We start from the raw sequence: 16,622 nt of genomic DNA, 5'->3' as shown, positions 1-16,622 counted from the left end.
TCCGGGGAGAGGGTACCGCACGGCACAGGGGGTTAATCAAGGCGCCGGACGGTTGCTCCTGCGCGCCGGGAGAGGGCCGGCTCACTGGAGAGGGTTCATTATATGGTTAAAACACGTCAAACGGATATTCGACGTAGAACCGCACTTCATTCCCGCTGACGTTATAGTCGCTGGCGTTGCTGGAAACGCGCAGCACCGAATAGCGGAGTCTCAATTTCAAATCTTTCGCCATGCCGTTTTGCACCTGGTACTGCACCTGGTTGAACCATTCGTGTTCTTTACCGTTGCTGGTCTCGGCGGTTTTAATGTTATCCCCGCGAACGTAGGCGGTGGTCCAGCTCAGGCCCGGTACGCCCAGTCCGGCAAAATCCAGGCCATAGGAGGCCTGCCAGGAACGTTCATCCTCGCCGTTAAAATCTGACCAGTAGGAGTTAGCCAGCCAGATGGTGTTGCCGCCATCGCCGACGCCGCCCTGGTTCTGGTAGCCGCCATAATGGTAGCCGGTGCTGCCGCTGCTTTGCTGGTAAGCGACCTTAAAGGTGTGAATATCCCAGATATAGCTGGCGGCAAGGCTCCAGATGCTGTTGCTGCGCCCGGTGCCATTGGCGTCGGCATATTCTTGATTTAAGCGCGAGTTATAGCCGTTGAAGTCAACAATCAGCTGCTGGTCGGTGGCGAACGGCTGCTTGTAGTTCAGGCCGAGATACTGCTTATTCAGCACGTCTTCGACGTGCGAAGCGTAAAGCGCGCCGCTAAGCTGGTCGTTGAATTGATAGCTGGCGCCGCCAAAGGTCAGGCTCTTCAGGCCGCTATTGTGGCTGTCGTCGCTTTTGCGCTGCTGATCGGTGAGATAACCGGCGTTAATTTCCAGACCGTCGATTTCTCTTGAGGTCAGCATGGTACCGGTATAGCTCTCGTACAGCAGCCGCGAGTCATCGGCGTAGACGATAGGCAGCATCGGGCGCTGGCTACCGTAGCTGAGGACGGTATTCGAGAAGCGCATTTTAGCGGTAGCGCCAAATTTTGCTAAATCGGACTTTGCGCGGCCATCATCATCCTGGGCGAAAAAGTCGATACCGCCCGCGCCGCTGCGGCCGCGGCCGCCGTCGAGGCGCACGGCGTACTGCGCAATGCCGTCAACGCCGAAGCCGACCGGCCCTTGAGTAAAGCCGGACTCGAAGGTCGCGATGATACCCTGACCCCATTCGGCTTTATCCGGCAAACCATCGCGATAATCGCGTTTGATATAAGCGTTACGTAAAAAGAGATCCAGGTGGCTGTCTTCAATAAAGCCCTGACTGGTAGATTGTTGGCTGGCGAAAGCCGGCGCGGCGGCAATAATGCCAAGTGCGATTAATGGTAATTCTTTTTTCACTGAGGGCACTTCTCTGTCTGTCGATATATTCAAGGGAATCACTGCTGACCAGATATTCTCCTGAAATAATGTCGAAAGCAATCATTGTGTGAGCAGTTATTGCAGCCGGAAACAGGTTGTATGGTGCATGAGCCGTGCGCCAGGCAGTAAGGGGTGGACTATTTATTATTCGGGTAAAGACGATTCTGGAAGCCAGATAGTGTGCGGCCTTTTTAATTTACCAAATAATATATTTCTGAATCGCCGGGCATAAAATAATTGGCTGTGATGCGCTGTGATAATAATTAACGGTTTGTGCGCTTAAATTATCAATTAATGCGGCTAAATATTTTTACGGATATATAAAAAAGGGAGGCAATAATGCCTCCCGCTGTCGCTTATTTAATGCCGTCGGCCTTCATGCGATCGCGAATATGCTGCGCGCGGGCTTCCGATGCCGGGTGATCGTCAAACATAGAGCTCTGACGGCCGGCTTCCAGCTTGGCCAGTTTCTCGAAGCTGGTGGCCAGTCCCGACGGATTGATACCGCGCTTACGCAGCAGGTCGTAAGAGTAGTCATCCGCTTCCGATTCCTGACGCTGGGAGAACTGCGAGTTCACCAGTTTTTCGCCCAGATCGCCCAACTGAGACTGCGACAGGCTACCGACGATACCGCCCGCGGAGGCCGCCGCCGCACGCACAGCGTTGGTACCCAGGGCGACCTGCATGCCTTTCTTCACGTGGCCCAGCGCGACGTGGCCCATTTCGTGGCCGATCACCGCCTCGACTTCATTATCGTTCATCAGATCCATCAGCCCGCTGTAGACGCGGATGCAGCCGTTGGCCATGGCGAAGGCGTTGACATCCTTGGTCTCATAGACCTTGTAGTTCACGGGCTGACCATTGATGTTATCGCCCAGCGCAGCCGCGATTTTGTTCAGCCGCTGGCTGTATTCACTGTTGGCCGGGGCGATTTTCGCTTTGGCGTCCATCTCTTTACAGGCCTGGTCGCTTAAGGTTTTCACCTGCGCGTCGCTGAGAGAGTATGCCTGGAAGGCTTCGGCGCCTGAGCTGAGCAGACCGTTGGAGTCCATGTTCTGACATCCGGTGAGGGTTGCTGCGATCCCAAGAGCAAGTACGGTTGAGCGAATTTTCATTTTTATCTTCCACAATCTTATGGTTGTTTATCCGAAAATACGGCGACGGCAGGGAACCGTATTCTGCGTAAATTATAAAGAGTATCGCAGGATGCGGGCGAGCGGATTCCGGCGTAGCACAACCTGTTCCAGAGATTTCTTAAAGGGCAAAAGGATGCTCCATGTACATGACTTGTCGCTTGGGTTACATTGTTCACACTTTTTTCCGGCGTAGCCCAAAACGCGCTCTCGTCAAGTCGTTAAGGGCATGGCCTTCAACAGTCCGAACTGGAGTCAAAATGTCCTCACGTAAAGAGCTTGCTAACGCTATTCGTGCGCTGAGCATGGACGCTGTACAGAAAGCCAAATCCGGCCACCCGGGGGCCCCGATGGGTATGGCTGACATTGCCGAAGTGCTGTGGCGTGATTTCCTGAACCATAACCCGAACAATCCGGCCTGGGCTGACCGTGACCGTTTTGTGTTGTCAAATGGCCATGGTTCGATGCTGATTTACAGCCTGCTGCACCTCACTGGCTACGATCTGCCGATTGAAGAGCTGAAAAACTTCCGCCAGCTGCACTCCAAAACCCCGGGTCACCCGGAAGTCGGCTACACCGCAGGCGTGGAAACCACCACCGGTCCGCTGGGCCAGGGTATCGCTAACGCGGTCGGGATGGCTATCGCCGAGAAAACCCTGGCGGCGCAGTTCAACCGTCCGGGACACGATATCGTCGACCACTACACCTACGCCTTCATGGGCGACGGCTGCATGATGGAAGGCATTTCTCACGAAGTGTGCTCCCTGGCCGGTACCCTGAAACTGGGTAAACTGGTGGCGTTCTATGATGACAACGGCATCTCTATCGACGGCCACGTTGAAGGCTGGTTCACCGATGACACCGCGAAACGCTTTGAAGCCTACGGCTGGCACGTGGTGCGCGGCGTGGACGGTCACGACGCTGACGCCATCAAACGCGCGGTAGAAGAAGCGCGGGCGGTCACCGACAAACCGTCCCTGCTGATGTGCAAGACCATCATCGGTTTCGGTTCGCCGAACAAAGCCGGCACCCACGACTCCCACGGCGCGCCGCTGGGCGACGCCGAAATCGCCCTGACCCGCGAAGCGCTGGGCTGGAAACACGCGCCGTTTGACATCCCGTCTGACATCTATGCCCAGTGGGATGCCAAAGAAGCCGGCCAGGCGAAAGAAGCCGCATGGAACGAGAAGTTTGCGGCTTACGCCAAAGCCTTCCCGCAGGAAGCAGCCGAATTCACCCGCCGTATGAAAGGCGAGATGCCGTCTGACTTCGACGCGAAAGCTAACGAGTTCATCGCGAAGCTGCAGGCCAACCCGGCGAAAATCGCCAGCCGTAAAGCCTCGCAGAACGCCATCGAAGCTTTCGGCCCGCTGCTGCCGGAATTCCTCGGCGGCTCCGCAGATCTCGCGCCGTCCAACCTGACCCTGTGGTCTGGCTCTAAGCCGATCAACGAAGACGCTGCCGGGAACTACATCCACTACGGCGTGCGCGAGTTCGGTATGACCGCTATCGCCAACGGTATCGCGCTGCACGGCGGCTTCCTGCCGTACACCTCCACCTTCCTGATGTTCGTGGAATACGCGCGTAACGCGGTACGTATGGCCGCGCTGATGAAACAGCGTCAGGTGATGGTCTACACCCACGACTCGATCGGTCTGGGCGAAGACGGCCCGACTCACCAGCCGGTAGAGCAGGTGGCTTCCCTGCGCGTGACCCCGAACATGTCCACCTGGCGTCCGTGTGACCAGGTTGAATCCGCGATTGCGTGGAAATATGGCGTGGAGCGTCAGGACGGCCCGACCGCGCTGATCCTCTCCCGTCAGAACCTGGCGCAGCAGGAGCGTACCGCAGAGCAGCTGGCGAACGTGGCCCGCGGCGGTTATGTGCTGAAAGATTGCGCCGGCCAGCCGGAGCTGATCTTCATCGCCACCGGTTCAGAAGTGGAGCTGGCGGTTGCCGCATGGGACAAACTGACTGCCGAAGGCGTGAAGGCGCGCGTGGTTTCCATGCCGTCCACCGACGCGTTCGACAAGCAGGATGCGGCTTATCGCGAATCCGTACTGCCGAAAGACGTGACCGCGCGCGTTGCCGTGGAAGCGGGTATCGCTGACTACTGGTTCAAATACGTTGGCCTGAACGGCGCTATCGTTGGCATGACCACCTTCGGTGAGTCTGCGCCGGCTGAGCAGCTGTTCGAGGAGTTCGGCTTCACCGTTGATAACGTGGTTGCTAAAGCGAAAGCGCTGCTGTAATCGCTGGTACGGTGCGGGCTGATGCCCTCACCCCAACCCTCTCCCACAGGAGAGGGTGCCAACACCAAAAACGGTAACCCCTGGGTTACCGTTTTGCTTTTATCTCGCCACCCGGCTTTTTTGTATCTGCTATTCCTGAACCATGTAATACGGTTGTAAATTATTCCAGCAAAAATGTGATGTGAGTCATATAGCTGGTTTATTGCGCTGGACAAACATTCCTTTTATTCCTCATTTCGCTTATTCTAGCTGAAGCGTTTCAGTCGTTTAAATGTTCGACAATTAATCAATCAGTCGCAGTTTGCAGCTGGTAAGGTTCCCCTCAGAGCGTTGCTGGATTACTCTGTCAGCCACCTCATAACAGGGACAGCCTTGCAGGAGATCTATGACCATTCGCATCGCGATTAATGGCTTCGGTCGCATTGGACGCAACGTGGTTCGTGCTCTATATGAATCCGGGCGTCGTGCGGAAATCACCGTGGTGGCAATCAATGAGCTGGCGGATGCCGCGGGCATCGCGCATTTATTGAAATATGACACCAGCCATGGCCGTTTCGCCTGGGATGTCCGTCAGGAGCGCGAGCAGCTGTTTGTTGGCGACGATGCCATCCGTCTGCTGCATGAGCCGACCATTGCGGCGTTGCCCTGGCGCGAACTGGCGGTGGACGTCGTGCTTGACTGTACCGGCGTATACGGGAGTCGTGAACACGGTGAAGCCCATCTTCAGGCGGGGGCGAAAAAAGTGCTCTTTTCCCACCCCGGCGGCAACGACCTCGACGCGACGGTGGTGTACGGCGTAAATCAGGATGAACTTCGCGCCGGGCATCGCATTGTCTCCAACGCCTCCTGCACCACCAACTGCATTATTCCGATCATTAAACTGCTCGATGACGCCTATGGCATTGAGTCCGGCACCGTCACCACCATTCACTCGGCGATGCATGACCAGCAGGTGATTGACGCTTATCATCCGGATCTGCGGCGTACCCGCGCGGCCAGCCAGTCGATCATTCCGGTGGATACCAAACTGGCGGCAGGGATCACCCGTATTTTTCCGCAATTTAACGACCGTTTTGAAGCGATTGCCGTGCGGGTGCCGACGATTAACGTGACGGCAATTGACCTGAGCGTGACGGTGAAAAAACCGGTAAAAGCATGTGAAGTCAACCAGTTGCTGCAAAAAGCAGCACAAGGTGCATTTCATGGTATAGTTGACTATACGGAATTACCGTTGGTCTCGACAGATTTTAACCACGATCCGCACAGCGCCATCGTCGATGGTACGCAAACCCGGGTCAGTGGCGCGCATCTGATCAAAACGCTGGTCTGGTGCGATAACGAATGGGGCTTTGCTAACCGAATGCTCGACACGACGTTAGCGATGGCGGCTATTGGTTTCAGGTTCGACGCGTAAACGTCGACAAAACTTTATGAATCAACGAGAGGATTCACCATGTCTGTAATTAAGATGACCGATCTGGATCTGGCTGGTAAACGCGTTTTTATCCGTGCGGATCTGAACGTACCAGTTAAAGACGGGAAAGTAACCAGCGACGCACGTATCCGTGCATCTCTGCCGACCATTGAACTGGCGCTGAAGCAGGGCGCGAAAGTCATGGTTACTTCTCACCTGGGTCGTCCGACCGAAGGCGAGTACAACGAAGAATTCTCTCTGCTGCCGGTTGTTAATTACCTGAAAGACAAACTGTCCAACCCGGTACGCCTGGTTAAAGACTACCTGGACGGCGTGGAAGTGGCTGCCGGTGAACTGGTGGTGCTGGAAAACGTTCGCTTCAACAAAGGCGAGAAAAAAGACGACGAAGAACTGTCTAAGAAATACGCTGCGCTGTGCGACGTGTTCGTGATGGACGCTTTCGGTACTGCGCACCGCGCGCAGGCTTCCACCCACGGCATCGGCAAATTTGCTGACGTGGCGTGCGCAGGCCCGCTGCTGGCCGCTGAACTGGACGCGCTGGGTAAAGCGCTGAAAGAGCCAGCTCGTCCGATGGTCGCTATCGTTGGTGGTTCTAAAGTGTCCACCAAACTGACCGTTCTGGATTCCCTGTCTAAAATCGCTGACCAGCTGATCGTGGGCGGCGGTATCGCTAACACCTTCGTTGCCGCTCAGGGCCACAACGTCGGTAAATCCCTGTACGAAGCAGATCTGGTTGATGAAGCCAAGCGCCTGCTGGGCACCTGCGATATCCCGGTTCCGACCGACGTTCGCGTAGCGACCGAGTTCTCCGAAACCGCAACGGCAACCCTGAAGTCTGTTAACGACATCAAAGATGACGAGCAGATTCTGGACCTTGGCGACGTTTCCGCACAGAAACTGGCTGAAATCCTGAAGAACGCCAAAACCATCCTGTGGAACGGCCCGGTTGGCGTATTCGAATTCCCTAACTTCCGTAAAGGGACTGAAATCGTGGCTAACGCTATCGCGGACAGCGAAGGTTTCTCCATCGCCGGCGGCGGTGACACCCTGGCAGCGATCGACCTGTTCGGCATCGCTGACAAAATTTCCTACATCTCCACTGGCGGCGGCGCATTCCTTGAATTCGTCGAAGGCAAAGTCCTGCCGGCAGTAGCGATGCTCGAAGAGCGCGCTAAGCAGTAATTCAGTTCAGGCGGGGAAACCCGCCTGTTTTTCAGCGCGCTTAAGGGCTCGCGAACCTTCTTCAACGGTCGAAGATACAGATACAGGACTAAGTAACATGTCTAAAATTTTTGATTTCGTAAAACCGGGCGTCATCACTGGCGACGACGTTCAGAAAGTGTTCCAGGTAGCGAAAGAAAACAACTTTGCACTGCCGGCGGTAAACTGCGTAGGTACTGATTCCATCAACGCCGTTCTGGAAGCTGCAGCGAAAGTTCGCTCTCCGGTTATCGTTCAGTTCTCTAACGGCGGCGCAGCGTTCATCGCAGGTAAAGGCGTGAAAACTGACGTTCCTCAGGGTGCTGCTATCCTCGGCGCTATCTCTGGCGCCCACCACGTGCACCAGATGGCTGAACACTACGGCGTGCCGGTTATCCTGCACACTGACCACTGCGCGAAGAAACTGCTGCCGTGGATCGACGGCCTGCTGGACGCCGGTGAAAAACACTTCGCCGCTACTGGCAAACCGCTGTTCTCTTCCCACATGATCGACCTGTCTGAAGAGTCCCTGCACGAAAACATCGAGATCTGCTCCAAGTACCTGGCTCGCATGTCCAAAATGGGCATGACCCTGGAAATCGAACTGGGCTGCACCGGCGGTGAAGAAGACGGCGTGGATAACAGCCACATGGACGCTTCCGCCCTGTACACCCAGCCGGAAGACGTGGATTACGCCTACACCGAGCTGAGCAAAATCAGCCCGCGTTTCACCATCGCCGCTTCCTTCGGTAACGTACACGGCGTGTACAAACCAGGTAACGTAGTTCTGACCCCGACCATCCTGCGCGACTCTCAGGAATATGTTTCCAAGAAACACAACCTGCCGCACAACAGCCTGAACTTCGTGTTCCACGGCGGTTCCGGTTCTTCCGCTCAGGAAATCAAAGACTCCGTCAGCTACGGCGTGGTGAAAATGAACATTGATACCGACACCCAATGGGCAACCTGGGACGGTATCCTGCAGTATTACAAAGCGAACGAAGCTTACCTGCAGGGCCAGCTGGGCAACCCGAAAGGCGAAGACCAGCCGAACAAGAAATACTACGACCCGCGCGTATGGCTGCGTGCTGCCCAGACTTCCATGGTGACTCGTCTGGAGCAGGCATTTAAAGAGCTGAACGCGATCGACGTTCTGTAAGAAAAATCTGTTTCTTACCTGGAAGCCCGCAGCAATGCGGGCTTTTTTATTATCTTAACAACAGGATAGCGTGGCAGAAAACTGTGATCCATTTGGCAAAACGTGCACTTATTGTTTACCCTATAACCTGACTGCCCTGTCGCAGGCTGAGTTATTTACTTTCCCCCAGGGGATTCATAAGGAATGTTAAATGGAAGATTTGAACGTTGTCGATAGCATCAACCACGCCGGGACGTGGCTGGCACGCAATCAGGAGCTGCTGCTGAGCTATGCCGTCAACATCGTCGCGGCTATCGCTATCCTGATCGTCGGGATGATCGTGGCGCGCGTCGTCTCTAATACCGTCAACCGCCTGATGCTGGCGCGTAAAATTGACGCTACCGTGGCCGATTTTCTCTCTGCGCTGGTGCGCTATGCGGTTATCGCCTTTACGCTGATTGCCGCCCTGGGGCGGGTAGGCGTGCAGACCGCCTCGGTGATTGCGGTGCTGGGTGCTGCCGGTTTGGCGGTGGGTTTAGCGCTGCAGGGATCGCTGTCGAACCTTGCCGCAGGCGTACTGCTGGTGATGTTCCGCCCGTTCCGCGCTGGCGAGTATGTCGACCTTGGCGGCGTGGCAGGTACGGTGTTGAACGTGCAGATTTTCTCCACCACCCTGCGTACCGCGGACGGTAAGGTAGTGGTGGTCCCGAACGGGAAAATCATCGCCGGCAATATCATTAACTTCTCCCGGGAGCCTGCGCGTCGCAATGAGTTTATTATCGGCGTCGCTTACGATGCTGATATCGACAAGGTAAAGCAGCTGCTGACCTCGATTATCGAATCTGACGATCGAATTCTGCGCGATCGGGAAATGACCGTTCGTCTGAACGAACTCGGCGCCTCGTCGGTGAACTTCGTGGTGCGCGTGTGGAGCAAAAGCAGCGATCTGCAAAACGTCTACTGGGATATCCTCGAGCGTATCAAGCGTGAATTTGACGCCAACGGCATCAGCTTCCCTTACCCGCAGATGGATGTTCATGTGGTGCGCCTGCCGGAAAAAGCAGAGTAAACCGCCTCTCAATAACTCAGGCCGGCCATGCCGGCCTTTTTCAATAGCTCATCATTAGTTGTTCTAATTAATGATTAATTATTTAAATTTCCGCTAATAATTCATTCACGCTATAGTCAGCGCCACTCTCGAACTCAGCGGATAAATCCTTATGTTTACTTATTACTTTCAGGGGCTTGCCCTGGGAGCGGCTATGATATTGCCGCTTGGCCCACAAAATGCCTTTGTGATAAATCAGGGGATCCGTCGTCAGTATCATCTGATGATTGCCCTGCTATGCGCGGTCAGCGACTTGCTGTTAATCTGCGCTGGCATTTTCGGCGGTAGCGCACTGCTGATGCAATCCCCGTGGCTGCTGGCGCTAGTGACCTGGGGCGGCGTGGCCTTTTTGCTGTGGTATGGCTTCGGCGCATTGAAAACGGCGTTCAGTCAGAGTCTTGAACTCGCCAATGCAGAGGTAATGCAGCAGGGGCGCTGGAAAATCATTATCACCATGCTGGCGGTGACCTGGCTTAACCCGCACGTTTATCTGGACACCTTTGTGGTGTTAGGCAGTCTGGGAGGTCAGCTGGCGGTGGAGCCGAAGCGCTGGTTTGCGCTAGGGACCATTAGCGCCTCTTTCCTGTGGTTCTTTGGCCTGGCGCTGTTAGCCGCCTGGCTGGCGCCGCGACTGCGTACCGCCAGAGCCCAGCGGATCATCAATATTGTGGTCGGCGCCGTCATGTGGTTTATTGCGTTTCAGCTGGCAAGAGAAGGCGTCAGCCATATCCAGGCGTTGCTTAACTAAGCGTTGTCCGATGGACTTTCCTGCTGTACGCGCTAAGCTTGCTGGCATGCGTCCCGTAAGGGCGATTTAAGTAACATGGAGAAACGACAGTGAAGTTAAAAGTCTTAGCCCTGGCGGCAACACTCGGATTGACCACGATGGCGGCACAGGCCAGCGAATTGCCGGATGGCCCGCACATTGTGACTTCAGGCACAGCAAGCGTTGCCGCGGTTCCGGACATCGCCACCCTGGCGATCGAAGTGAACGTGTCGGCAAAAGACGCCGCGTCGGCAAAAAAACAGGCTGACGATCGCGTTGCGCAATATCTCTCTTTCCTCGAAAAGAGCGGTATTGCTAAAAAGGACATCAACTCGGCGAATCTGCGTACCCAGCCTGATTACGACTATCAGAACGGGAAAAGCATTCTGAAAGGCTATCGCGCGGTGCGCACAGTGGAAGTGACCTTGCGCCAGCTGGATAAACTCAACGGTCTGCTGGATGGCGCCCTGAAAGCGGGTCTCAACGAGATTCGCTCCGTCTCGCTGGGCGTTGCGCAACCGGACGCCTACAAAGATAAAGCGCGTAAAGCGGCGATCGACGACGCCGTGCATCAGGCGCAGGAGCTGGCCGCAGGCTTCCACAGCAAGCTGGGTCCGGTGTACAGCGTGCGCTACCATGTCTCCAACTATCAGCCGAGCCCGATGGTTCGCATGATGAAGGCTGCTGACGCTGCGCCGGTTTCTGCCCAGGAAACCTACGAGCAGGCGACTATCCAGTTTGACGACCAGGTCGATGTAGTCTTTGAGCTGCAGCCGGCGCAAGCCGCTGCTCCAGCCACCCCGGCGAAACCGGCGGAAACGCCGAAACCGGCCCAGTAAGCGATAGAAACAAAAAAGCCACTTCAGCGAAGTGGCTTTTTTATGCCCGCGGTTTAATCCTGACGCAGCACCTTGTGTCCGTAGTCAATGAGCGCATCGGTCACCCGGCGCATCATGCGGCTTTCCGGGGCGAAGCGGTGCCAGTAGAGCATGCGGCGCTGGAACAGGCCCGGGGTGAGATCGATAAGTTCGCCGCTGTTGAGCTCTTTTTCGATCTGCAGATGCGGGATCATACAGCAGGTGGTGCCCTGGCGCGCCAGCTGCACGAAAGCTTCCGACGAGTTGACGATGTGGCAGGGGACGCTGCCCGGCGGCAGGTCGAAGTTTTGCTGCAGGAACGCCTGATGCATATCGTCCAGATGGTCGAAGGCGACGACTGGCGCCTTAAGCAGCGCCGAACGCGTCACGCCATTCGGGAAATAGCGTTGCGCAAACTCTTTTGATGCGACAAACAGGTAATCGAGCGCCCCCAGCTGATCCACCAGGCAGCTTGGCAGCGCCTGCGGCTGGATACTCACTGCGCCCACTACTTCGCCACGGCGCAGGCGCTCCTGGGTGCGGGTTTCATCTTCCACCTGCAGGTTGAGACGAATAGGGGAGTCTGACAGAACGTTGGCCAGCGCCGGCAGCAGCCAGGTCGCCAGACTGTCGGCGTTCACCGCCAGCGACAGCAGCAGCGGCGTCGAGCCGGTTTGTTCATCGCCCAGCCACTCTTCCTCCAGCAGTTCAACCTGGCGCAACAGAGCCAGCAGTTTCTGTCCTTGCTCGGTGGGGCGCGGCGGCACGGTACGCACCAGCAGCGGCTGGCCGAACATATTTTCCAGCTGCTTAATACGCTGTGAGACGGCGGACTGGGTAATACATAGCTTCTGCGCGGCGCGCTCAAATCCTCGTTCCCTAATCACCGCATCCAGCGCTTGTAGTGTCCTGTAGTCCGGTCGTTTCATTATTCTGGCGTGCCCCCATAACTAATCGTTATCTCGCACTATGACATAAATTTTTATTTGATACAGACGAAATTGGTCTGTTCAGTTGTGTGATCTGCATCGCAGGGACATTTCCACTATCGATGTTCTATAATGCGCCACAGGCATTCACATCTCGGACCAGAATTATGACGCAGGATGAACTGAAAAAAGCGGTAGGTTGGGCAGCACTGCAATATGTACAGCCAGGGACTATTGTCGGCGTAGGCACCGGCTCGACGGCGGCCCATTTTATTGACGCGCTGGGCACCATGAAGGGGCAGATCGAAGGGGCGGTTTCCAGCTCCGACGCCTCCACCGAGAAGCTGAAAAGCCTCGGGATCACCGTCTTCGATCTTAACAGCGTCGATCGCCTGGGGATCTATGTTGACGGCGCGGATGAGATCAACGGCCATATGCAGATGATCAAAGGCGGCGGCGCGGCGCTGACCCGTGAAAAGATCATCGCCTCGGTCGCGGATAAATTTATCTGCATCGCCGACGCCTCCAAGCAGGTCGATATTCTGGGCAAGTTCCCGCTGCCGGTGGAAGTCATTCCGATGGCGCGCAGCGCCGTGGCGCGTCAGCTGGTCAAGCTGGGCGGCCGTCCAGAGTACCGTCAGGGCGTGGTGACCGATAACGGCAACGTGATCCTTGACGTGCACGGCCTGGAAATTCTCGATGCGATCGCGCTGGAAAACGCGATCAACGGTATTCCTGGCGTTGTCACCGTGGGGCTGTTCGCCAACCGTGGCGCCGACGTGGCGCTGATTGGTACTGCCGACGGCGTGAAGACCATCGTAAAATAGTCTGTCCGCAGGGAGCCGACCGGCTCCCTCGCAAATATTTTTTCACCAGGTGCAATTTGGTGACTTCTGTCACATTTATGCAACCATTCTGATTTACACGCTACCATTTCTTCTCTTTCTGGTGTTTTGTCCTGCGATTTCCCTCTGGATGACATTTCTTCAGGACGGCGACGCAAACGTTCATATTGCCGCGATAGTTTTTTTTGATATGTTGCTGAGACGAACTTTCGTTCAGCACGACATCAGTTAAGACAAAACAGGACGGGGAAATGGCTAAGGTATCACTGGAAAAAGACAAGATTAAATTTCTGCTGGTTGAAGGTGTGCATCAAAAGGCAATCGATAGCCTTCGCGCAGCGGGTTACACCAACATTGAATTTCATAAAGGCGCGCTGGATTCAGAACAGCTGAAAGCGTCGATCCGTGATGCCCATTTCATCGGCCTGCGTTCCCGTACCCATCTGACTGAAGAGATTTTCGCCGCAGCGGAAAAACTGGTTGCCGTCGGTTGCTTCTGCATCGGGACCAACCAGGTCGATCTGAACGCCGCTGCGAAGCGCGGTATTCCGGTGTTTAACGCGCCGTTCTCTAACACCCGCTCGGTGGCCGAGTTGGTGATCGGCGAACTGCTGCTGATGCTGCGCGGCGTGCCGGAAGCCAACGCCAAAGCGCACCGCGGGGTGTGGAACAAGCAGGCGGTCGGCAGCTTCGAAGCGCGTGGTAAAAAGCTGGGCATCATCGGTTACGGCCACATCGGTACCCAGCTTGGCATTCTGGCGGAATCGCTGGGAATGCACGTCTTCTTCTATGATATTGAAAACAAACTGCCGCTCGGCAACGCCACTCAGGTACAGCATCTCTCCGACCTGCTGAACATGAGCGATGTGGTCAGCCTGCACGTGCCGGAAAACGCCTCTACCAAAAATATGATGGGCGCGGAAGAACTGGCGCTGATGAAGCCGGGCGCGCTGCTGATCAACGCCTCCCGCGGTACCGTGGTGGACATTCCGGCGCTATGCGATGCGCTGGCCAGTAAGCATCTGGCCGGGGCGGCTATCGACGTCTTCCCGACTGAACCTGCGACCAACAGCGACCCCTTCACTTCGCCGCTGTGCGAGTTTGATAACGTGATCCTCACACCGCATATCGGTGGCTCCACTCAGGAAGCGCAGGAGAACATCGGTCTGGAAGTAGCTGGCAAGCTGGCGAAATACTCTGACAACGGGTCAACCCTGTCGGCAGTTAACTTCCCGGAAGTTTCTCTACCGCTGCACGGCGGCCGCCGTCTGCTGCATATCCATGAGAACCGACCGGGCGTCCTGACCGCAATCAACCAAATCTTCGCCGCGCAGAGCATCAACATTGCTGCCCAGTATCTGCAAACGTCGCCGCAGATGGGCTACGTGGTGATTGATATTGAAGCGGAGGAAGATGTTGCCCAGCAGGCGCTGCAGGCAATGAAAGCGATCCCGGGGACTATCCGCGCCCGTCTGCTGTTCTAATCATTTTTGCCTCTCGGGCAGGTCGCGTACCTGCCCGTTTTTTTGTTAATACTTTCCAGGCTGAATTTCTCGTCCCCGCGTACCTACCAACACCAGGTTTTTCCCGGGGTGATGACCGCCGGCAGCGGGATATCCCACTCTTCGCTCGGCAGGCTATCCACCTGCTGGCAGTCGTGCGCGTAGCCCACCGGCTGCAGGCGATACTGCTGCCAGTTTTGCAGCGTCCGGTCGTAAAAACCGCCGCCCATTCCCAGCCGTTGGCCACTGACATCGAAGGCCACCAGCGGGGTCACCAGCACATCGAGTTCAGCCAGCGGCAGCACATCCCGCACATCGAGCTTCGGTTCGCGGATCTTCAGGCGATTCACGATCAGTTGGCTCTGCGGATGGTAGTGTAAAAACAGCAGATTGCCGGGGCTAAAGGGATGCAGCACCGGGAGATATACCCGCTTGCCGGCGCGCCAGAGCTGGTCGATCAGCGGCTGGGTGTCCAGCTCGCCGTCAAAGGAGAGAAACAGCGCCACGTTGTGGGCGAGAACTACCGGCGGCCAGGCCATCATCCGCTCGGCGGCCTGTTGGGCAAACAGGCGCTGTTGCTCCGGGCTGAGTGCGCGTCGACGATCGCGGATCTGCTGGCGAATATGCTGACGGGAGAGCAGGGTATCGGGCTGTATAGTCATGCAGGTCTCGTTACGAGCTGGCGAAACAATAGGAGCAAGTGTAATACAGGGCGGCTTCAGCCGAAAACACGTATGGGGGATGATGCGAAGTAAAGAAGGGAATCTCCGAGATGCCGCCGCAGGCTGTAACCCTTGAACCCTTGGTTCAAGGTGAATGTGTCGTCACGGTTTTAAGGCTTCTCGGACGAACCGAGCATGCTCACCAACCGTGGAGCGCCACATTCTTGTGGTATGAAATATCGGCTCAGGGGACTGGCCCGCTTGCAAACATCTCAGAGAAATTTTGTTCTTGCGATTACTCTAACACAGTTAACTGCAAAGTGTTATTCAAACTTCGACCCTGGCTTTTCGCTTATGCGACCTTGCTCAAGCAATGCTTGTTCGATGGTCTGCTGAAGCATGCGAATGCGCTGCTCCATGCTGGAAGCGTAGTCGCGGGTCTTCGCTTTTCCTGAGTCAACTCATAGCTGATGTTCAACGCCGCGATGAAGACCAGCTGCTCAGTATTTGTGACTCTAGTGCGTTCTTTTAAATCTTGCAACCGCTGATTAAGGTCTTCAGCTGCCTGATTCAGGGCATCCCTTTGTTCAGGCGGGCAATTCACTCGCAGTGAACGGCCGAAAATTTGGAGATCTACGGGTTGTGCAGACATGCCACCTTCCTGCTGATTGACTGCGCTGCCTTCACACCCTGGCCCGGGTCTGCGAAGGGGCGACACTATAGCTACCCTGGTGCGAAGATACAAGCCCTATTCTGGTTCACCAGGGTCCAAAGTGGTAGCATACCATGAATATTCCTCCCAACGATGACGAATGCGCATGTCTATACAGAACGAAATGCCTGGTTACAACGATGTAGACCAGTTACTGAACCAACAAGGGGTAGGTCTCACCCCGGCCGAAATGCACGGTTTGATCAGCGGATTGCTGTGCGGCGGCAACACGGACAGCAGCTGGCAGCCGCTGGTGCACGACCTGACCAACGAAGGTCTCGCCTTTGGCCATGAACTGGCTCAGGCGCTGCGTAACATGCATTCCGCCATCAGCGATTCACTGGATGACGACGGTTTCCTCTTTCAACTGTATCTGCCGGAAGGCGATGCGGTGAGCGTCTTTGACCGTGCCGACGCCCTCGCCGGTTGGGTCAACCACTTCCTGCTTGGTCTTGGCGTTAGCCAGCCGAAGCTGGATAAAGTGAAGGATGAAACCGGGGAAGCGATTGACGATCTGCGTAATATTGCCCAGCTGGGCTACGATGAAGACGAAGATCAGGAAGAGCTGGAGATGTCTCTGGAGGAGATTATCGAGTATGTCCGCGTTGCCGCACTGCTGTGCCACGACACCTTTGCCCGTCAGCAGCCAACCGCACCGGAAGTCCGCAAACCGACATTACACTAACT

At 55.9% G+C, this 16,622-nt stretch carries 16 protein-coding genes; 10 read left to right on the top strand and 6 right to left on the bottom strand.

Annotated elements, in window-relative coordinates:
- Positions 1–106: 106 nt before the first annotated feature.
- Both KPHS_44250 and KPHS_44240 read right to left on the bottom strand, forming a co-directional pair.
- Positions 107–1,375: an outer membrane protein OprE3 gene (locus tag KPHS_44250; RefSeq protein ID YP_005228725.1), complete on the bottom strand. Its 1,269-nt coding sequence runs from the start codon at positions 1,373–1,375 to the stop codon at positions 107–109.
- Between the two features lie 377 nt (positions 1,376–1,752).
- Positions 1,753–2,448 carry a M48 family metallopeptidase gene (locus KPHS_44240; RefSeq protein YP_005228724.1) on the bottom strand — a complete coding sequence of 232 codons (696 nt, stop codon included), beginning with the start codon at positions 2,446–2,448 and terminating at the stop codon, positions 1,753–1,755.
- 341 nt (positions 2,449–2,789) lie between these two features.
- Between KPHS_44240 and KPHS_44230 the strand changes: the two genes are divergently transcribed.
- The 5 genes from KPHS_44230 (at position 2,790) to KPHS_44190 (ending at position 9,623) form a co-directional block, all read left to right on the top strand.
- Positions 2,790–4,781, top strand: a complete 1,992-nt coding sequence (locus tag KPHS_44230) for a transketolase (protein YP_005228723.1) — start codon at positions 2,790–2,792, stop codon at positions 4,779–4,781.
- 385 nt (positions 4,782–5,166) lie between these two features.
- On the top strand, positions 5,167–6,195 hold the full coding sequence (locus tag KPHS_44220; RefSeq protein ID YP_005228722.1) for a D-erythrose 4-phosphate dehydrogenase: 1,029 nt from the start codon (positions 5,167–5,169) through the stop codon (positions 6,193–6,195).
- Positions 6,196–6,234: 39 nt separating this feature from the next.
- Entirely contained in the window at positions 6,235–7,398 is a 1,164-nt protein-coding gene (locus KPHS_44210; protein ID YP_005228721.1) for a phosphoglycerate kinase, read from the top strand.
- Between the two features lie 97 nt (positions 7,399–7,495).
- Entirely contained in the window at positions 7,496–8,575 is a 1,080-nt protein-coding gene (locus tag KPHS_44200) for a fructose-bisphosphate aldolase (RefSeq protein YP_005228720.1), read from the top strand.
- A 190-nt stretch (positions 8,576–8,765) separates the two neighbouring features.
- Complete coding sequence (locus KPHS_44190; protein YP_005228719.1) at positions 8,766–9,623, top strand: mechanosensitive channel MscS; 858 nt, start codon at positions 8,766–8,768, stop codon at positions 9,621–9,623.
- 82 nt (positions 9,624–9,705) lie between these two features.
- Here the strand turns inward: KPHS_44190 and KPHS_44180 are convergent, their stop codons facing one another.
- Positions 9,706–9,840, bottom strand: coding sequence for a hypothetical protein (locus KPHS_44180; protein YP_005228718.1), 135 nt, complete (start codon positions 9,838–9,840; stop codon positions 9,706–9,708).
- Between KPHS_44180 and KPHS_44170 the strand changes: the two genes are divergently transcribed.
- Together KPHS_44170 and KPHS_44160 are read left to right on the top strand one after the other, a co-directional pair.
- Entirely contained in the window at positions 9,817–10,410 is a 594-nt protein-coding gene (locus KPHS_44170) for an arginine exporter protein (protein YP_005228717.1), read from the top strand. The genes KPHS_44180 and KPHS_44170 overlap by 24 nt on opposite strands.
- A gap of 89 nt (positions 10,411–10,499) precedes the next feature.
- Positions 10,500–11,267: an oxidative stress defense protein gene (locus KPHS_44160; protein ID YP_005228716.1), complete on the top strand. Its 768-nt coding sequence runs from the start codon at positions 10,500–10,502 to the stop codon at positions 11,265–11,267.
- Between the two features lie 53 nt (positions 11,268–11,320).
- Here the strand turns inward: KPHS_44160 and KPHS_44150 are convergent, their stop codons facing one another.
- Positions 11,321–12,214, bottom strand: a complete 894-nt coding sequence (locus KPHS_44150; protein ID YP_005228715.1) for a chromosome replication initiation inhibitor protein — start codon at positions 12,212–12,214, stop codon at positions 11,321–11,323.
- Between the two features lie 167 nt (positions 12,215–12,381).
- Here KPHS_44150 and KPHS_44140 point away from each other — a divergent pair, with 167 nt between their 5' ends.
- Complete coding sequence (locus KPHS_44140) at positions 12,382–13,041, top strand: ribose-5-phosphate isomerase A (RefSeq protein ID YP_005228714.1); 660 nt, start codon at positions 12,382–12,384, stop codon at positions 13,039–13,041.
- Between the two features lie 100 nt (positions 13,042–13,141).
- Here KPHS_44140 and KPHS_44130 read toward each other — a convergent pair whose 3' ends face one another.
- Positions 13,142–13,279 (bottom strand): hypothetical protein, encoded by a 138-nt coding sequence (locus KPHS_44130; protein ID YP_005228713.1) that lies wholly within the window; start codon positions 13,277–13,279, stop codon positions 13,142–13,144.
- A 31-nt stretch (positions 13,280–13,310) separates the two neighbouring features.
- On the opposite strand from KPHS_44130, the gene KPHS_44120 reads away from it, so the two are divergent.
- Positions 13,311–14,543, top strand: a complete 1,233-nt coding sequence (locus tag KPHS_44120) for a D-3-phosphoglycerate dehydrogenase (RefSeq protein ID YP_005228712.1) — start codon at positions 13,311–13,313, stop codon at positions 14,541–14,543.
- 83 nt (positions 14,544–14,626) lie between these two features.
- Here the strand turns inward: KPHS_44120 and KPHS_44110 are convergent, their stop codons facing one another.
- Entirely contained in the window at positions 14,627–15,223 is a 597-nt protein-coding gene (locus KPHS_44110; protein YP_005228711.1) for a putative ligase, read from the bottom strand.
- Between the two features lie 902 nt (positions 15,224–16,125).
- On the opposite strand from KPHS_44110, the gene KPHS_44100 reads away from it, so the two are divergent.
- A complete protein-coding gene (locus KPHS_44100) occupies positions 16,126–16,620 on the top strand; it encodes a YecA family protein (protein YP_005228710.1) in 495 nt (164 codons plus the stop codon).
- Positions 16,621–16,622 lie beyond the last annotated feature (2 nt).

This window comes from Klebsiella pneumoniae subsp. pneumoniae HS11286, assembly GCF_000240185.1.
Lineage (GTDB): Bacteria > Pseudomonadota > Gammaproteobacteria > Enterobacterales > Enterobacteriaceae > Klebsiella > Klebsiella pneumoniae.
Note: the sequence above shows the minus strand (reverse complement) of the source record. Positions and strands in the feature narration are given on the sequence as shown.

What these genes read in the sequence shown, in the direction of transcription:
- KPHS_44200 (YP_005228720.1), top strand. Translation starts at nt 7,496, where the DNA reads ATGTCTAAAATTTTTGATTTCGTAAAACCGGGCGTCATCACTGGCGAC.
- KPHS_44220 (YP_005228722.1), top strand. Translation starts at nt 5,167, where the DNA reads ATGACCATTCGCATCGCGATTAATGGCTTCGGTCGCATTGGACGCAAC.
- KPHS_44150 (YP_005228715.1), bottom strand. Translation starts at nt 12,214, where the DNA reads ATGAAACGACCGGACTACAGGACACTACAAGCGCTGGATGCGGTGATT.
- KPHS_44230 (YP_005228723.1), top strand. Translation starts at nt 2,790, where the DNA reads ATGTCCTCACGTAAAGAGCTTGCTAACGCTATTCGTGCGCTGAGCATG.
- KPHS_44210 (YP_005228721.1), top strand. Translation starts at nt 6,235, where the DNA reads ATGTCTGTAATTAAGATGACCGATCTGGATCTGGCTGGTAAACGCGTT.
- KPHS_44100 (YP_005228710.1), top strand. Translation starts at nt 16,126, where the DNA reads ATGCACGGTTTGATCAGCGGATTGCTGTGCGGCGGCAACACGGACAGC.
- KPHS_44190 (YP_005228719.1), top strand. Translation starts at nt 8,766, where the DNA reads ATGGAAGATTTGAACGTTGTCGATAGCATCAACCACGCCGGGACGTGG.
- KPHS_44120 (YP_005228712.1), top strand. Translation starts at nt 13,311, where the DNA reads ATGGCTAAGGTATCACTGGAAAAAGACAAGATTAAATTTCTGCTGGTT.
- KPHS_44240 (YP_005228724.1), bottom strand. Translation starts at nt 2,448, where the DNA reads ATGGACTCCAACGGTCTGCTCAGCTCAGGCGCCGAAGCCTTCCAGGCA.
- KPHS_44140 (YP_005228714.1), top strand. Translation starts at nt 12,382, where the DNA reads ATGACGCAGGATGAACTGAAAAAAGCGGTAGGTTGGGCAGCACTGCAA.
- KPHS_44110 (YP_005228711.1), bottom strand. Translation starts at nt 15,223, where the DNA reads ATGACTATACAGCCCGATACCCTGCTCTCCCGTCAGCATATTCGCCAG.
- KPHS_44170 (YP_005228717.1), top strand. Translation starts at nt 9,817, where the DNA reads ATGATATTGCCGCTTGGCCCACAAAATGCCTTTGTGATAAATCAGGGG.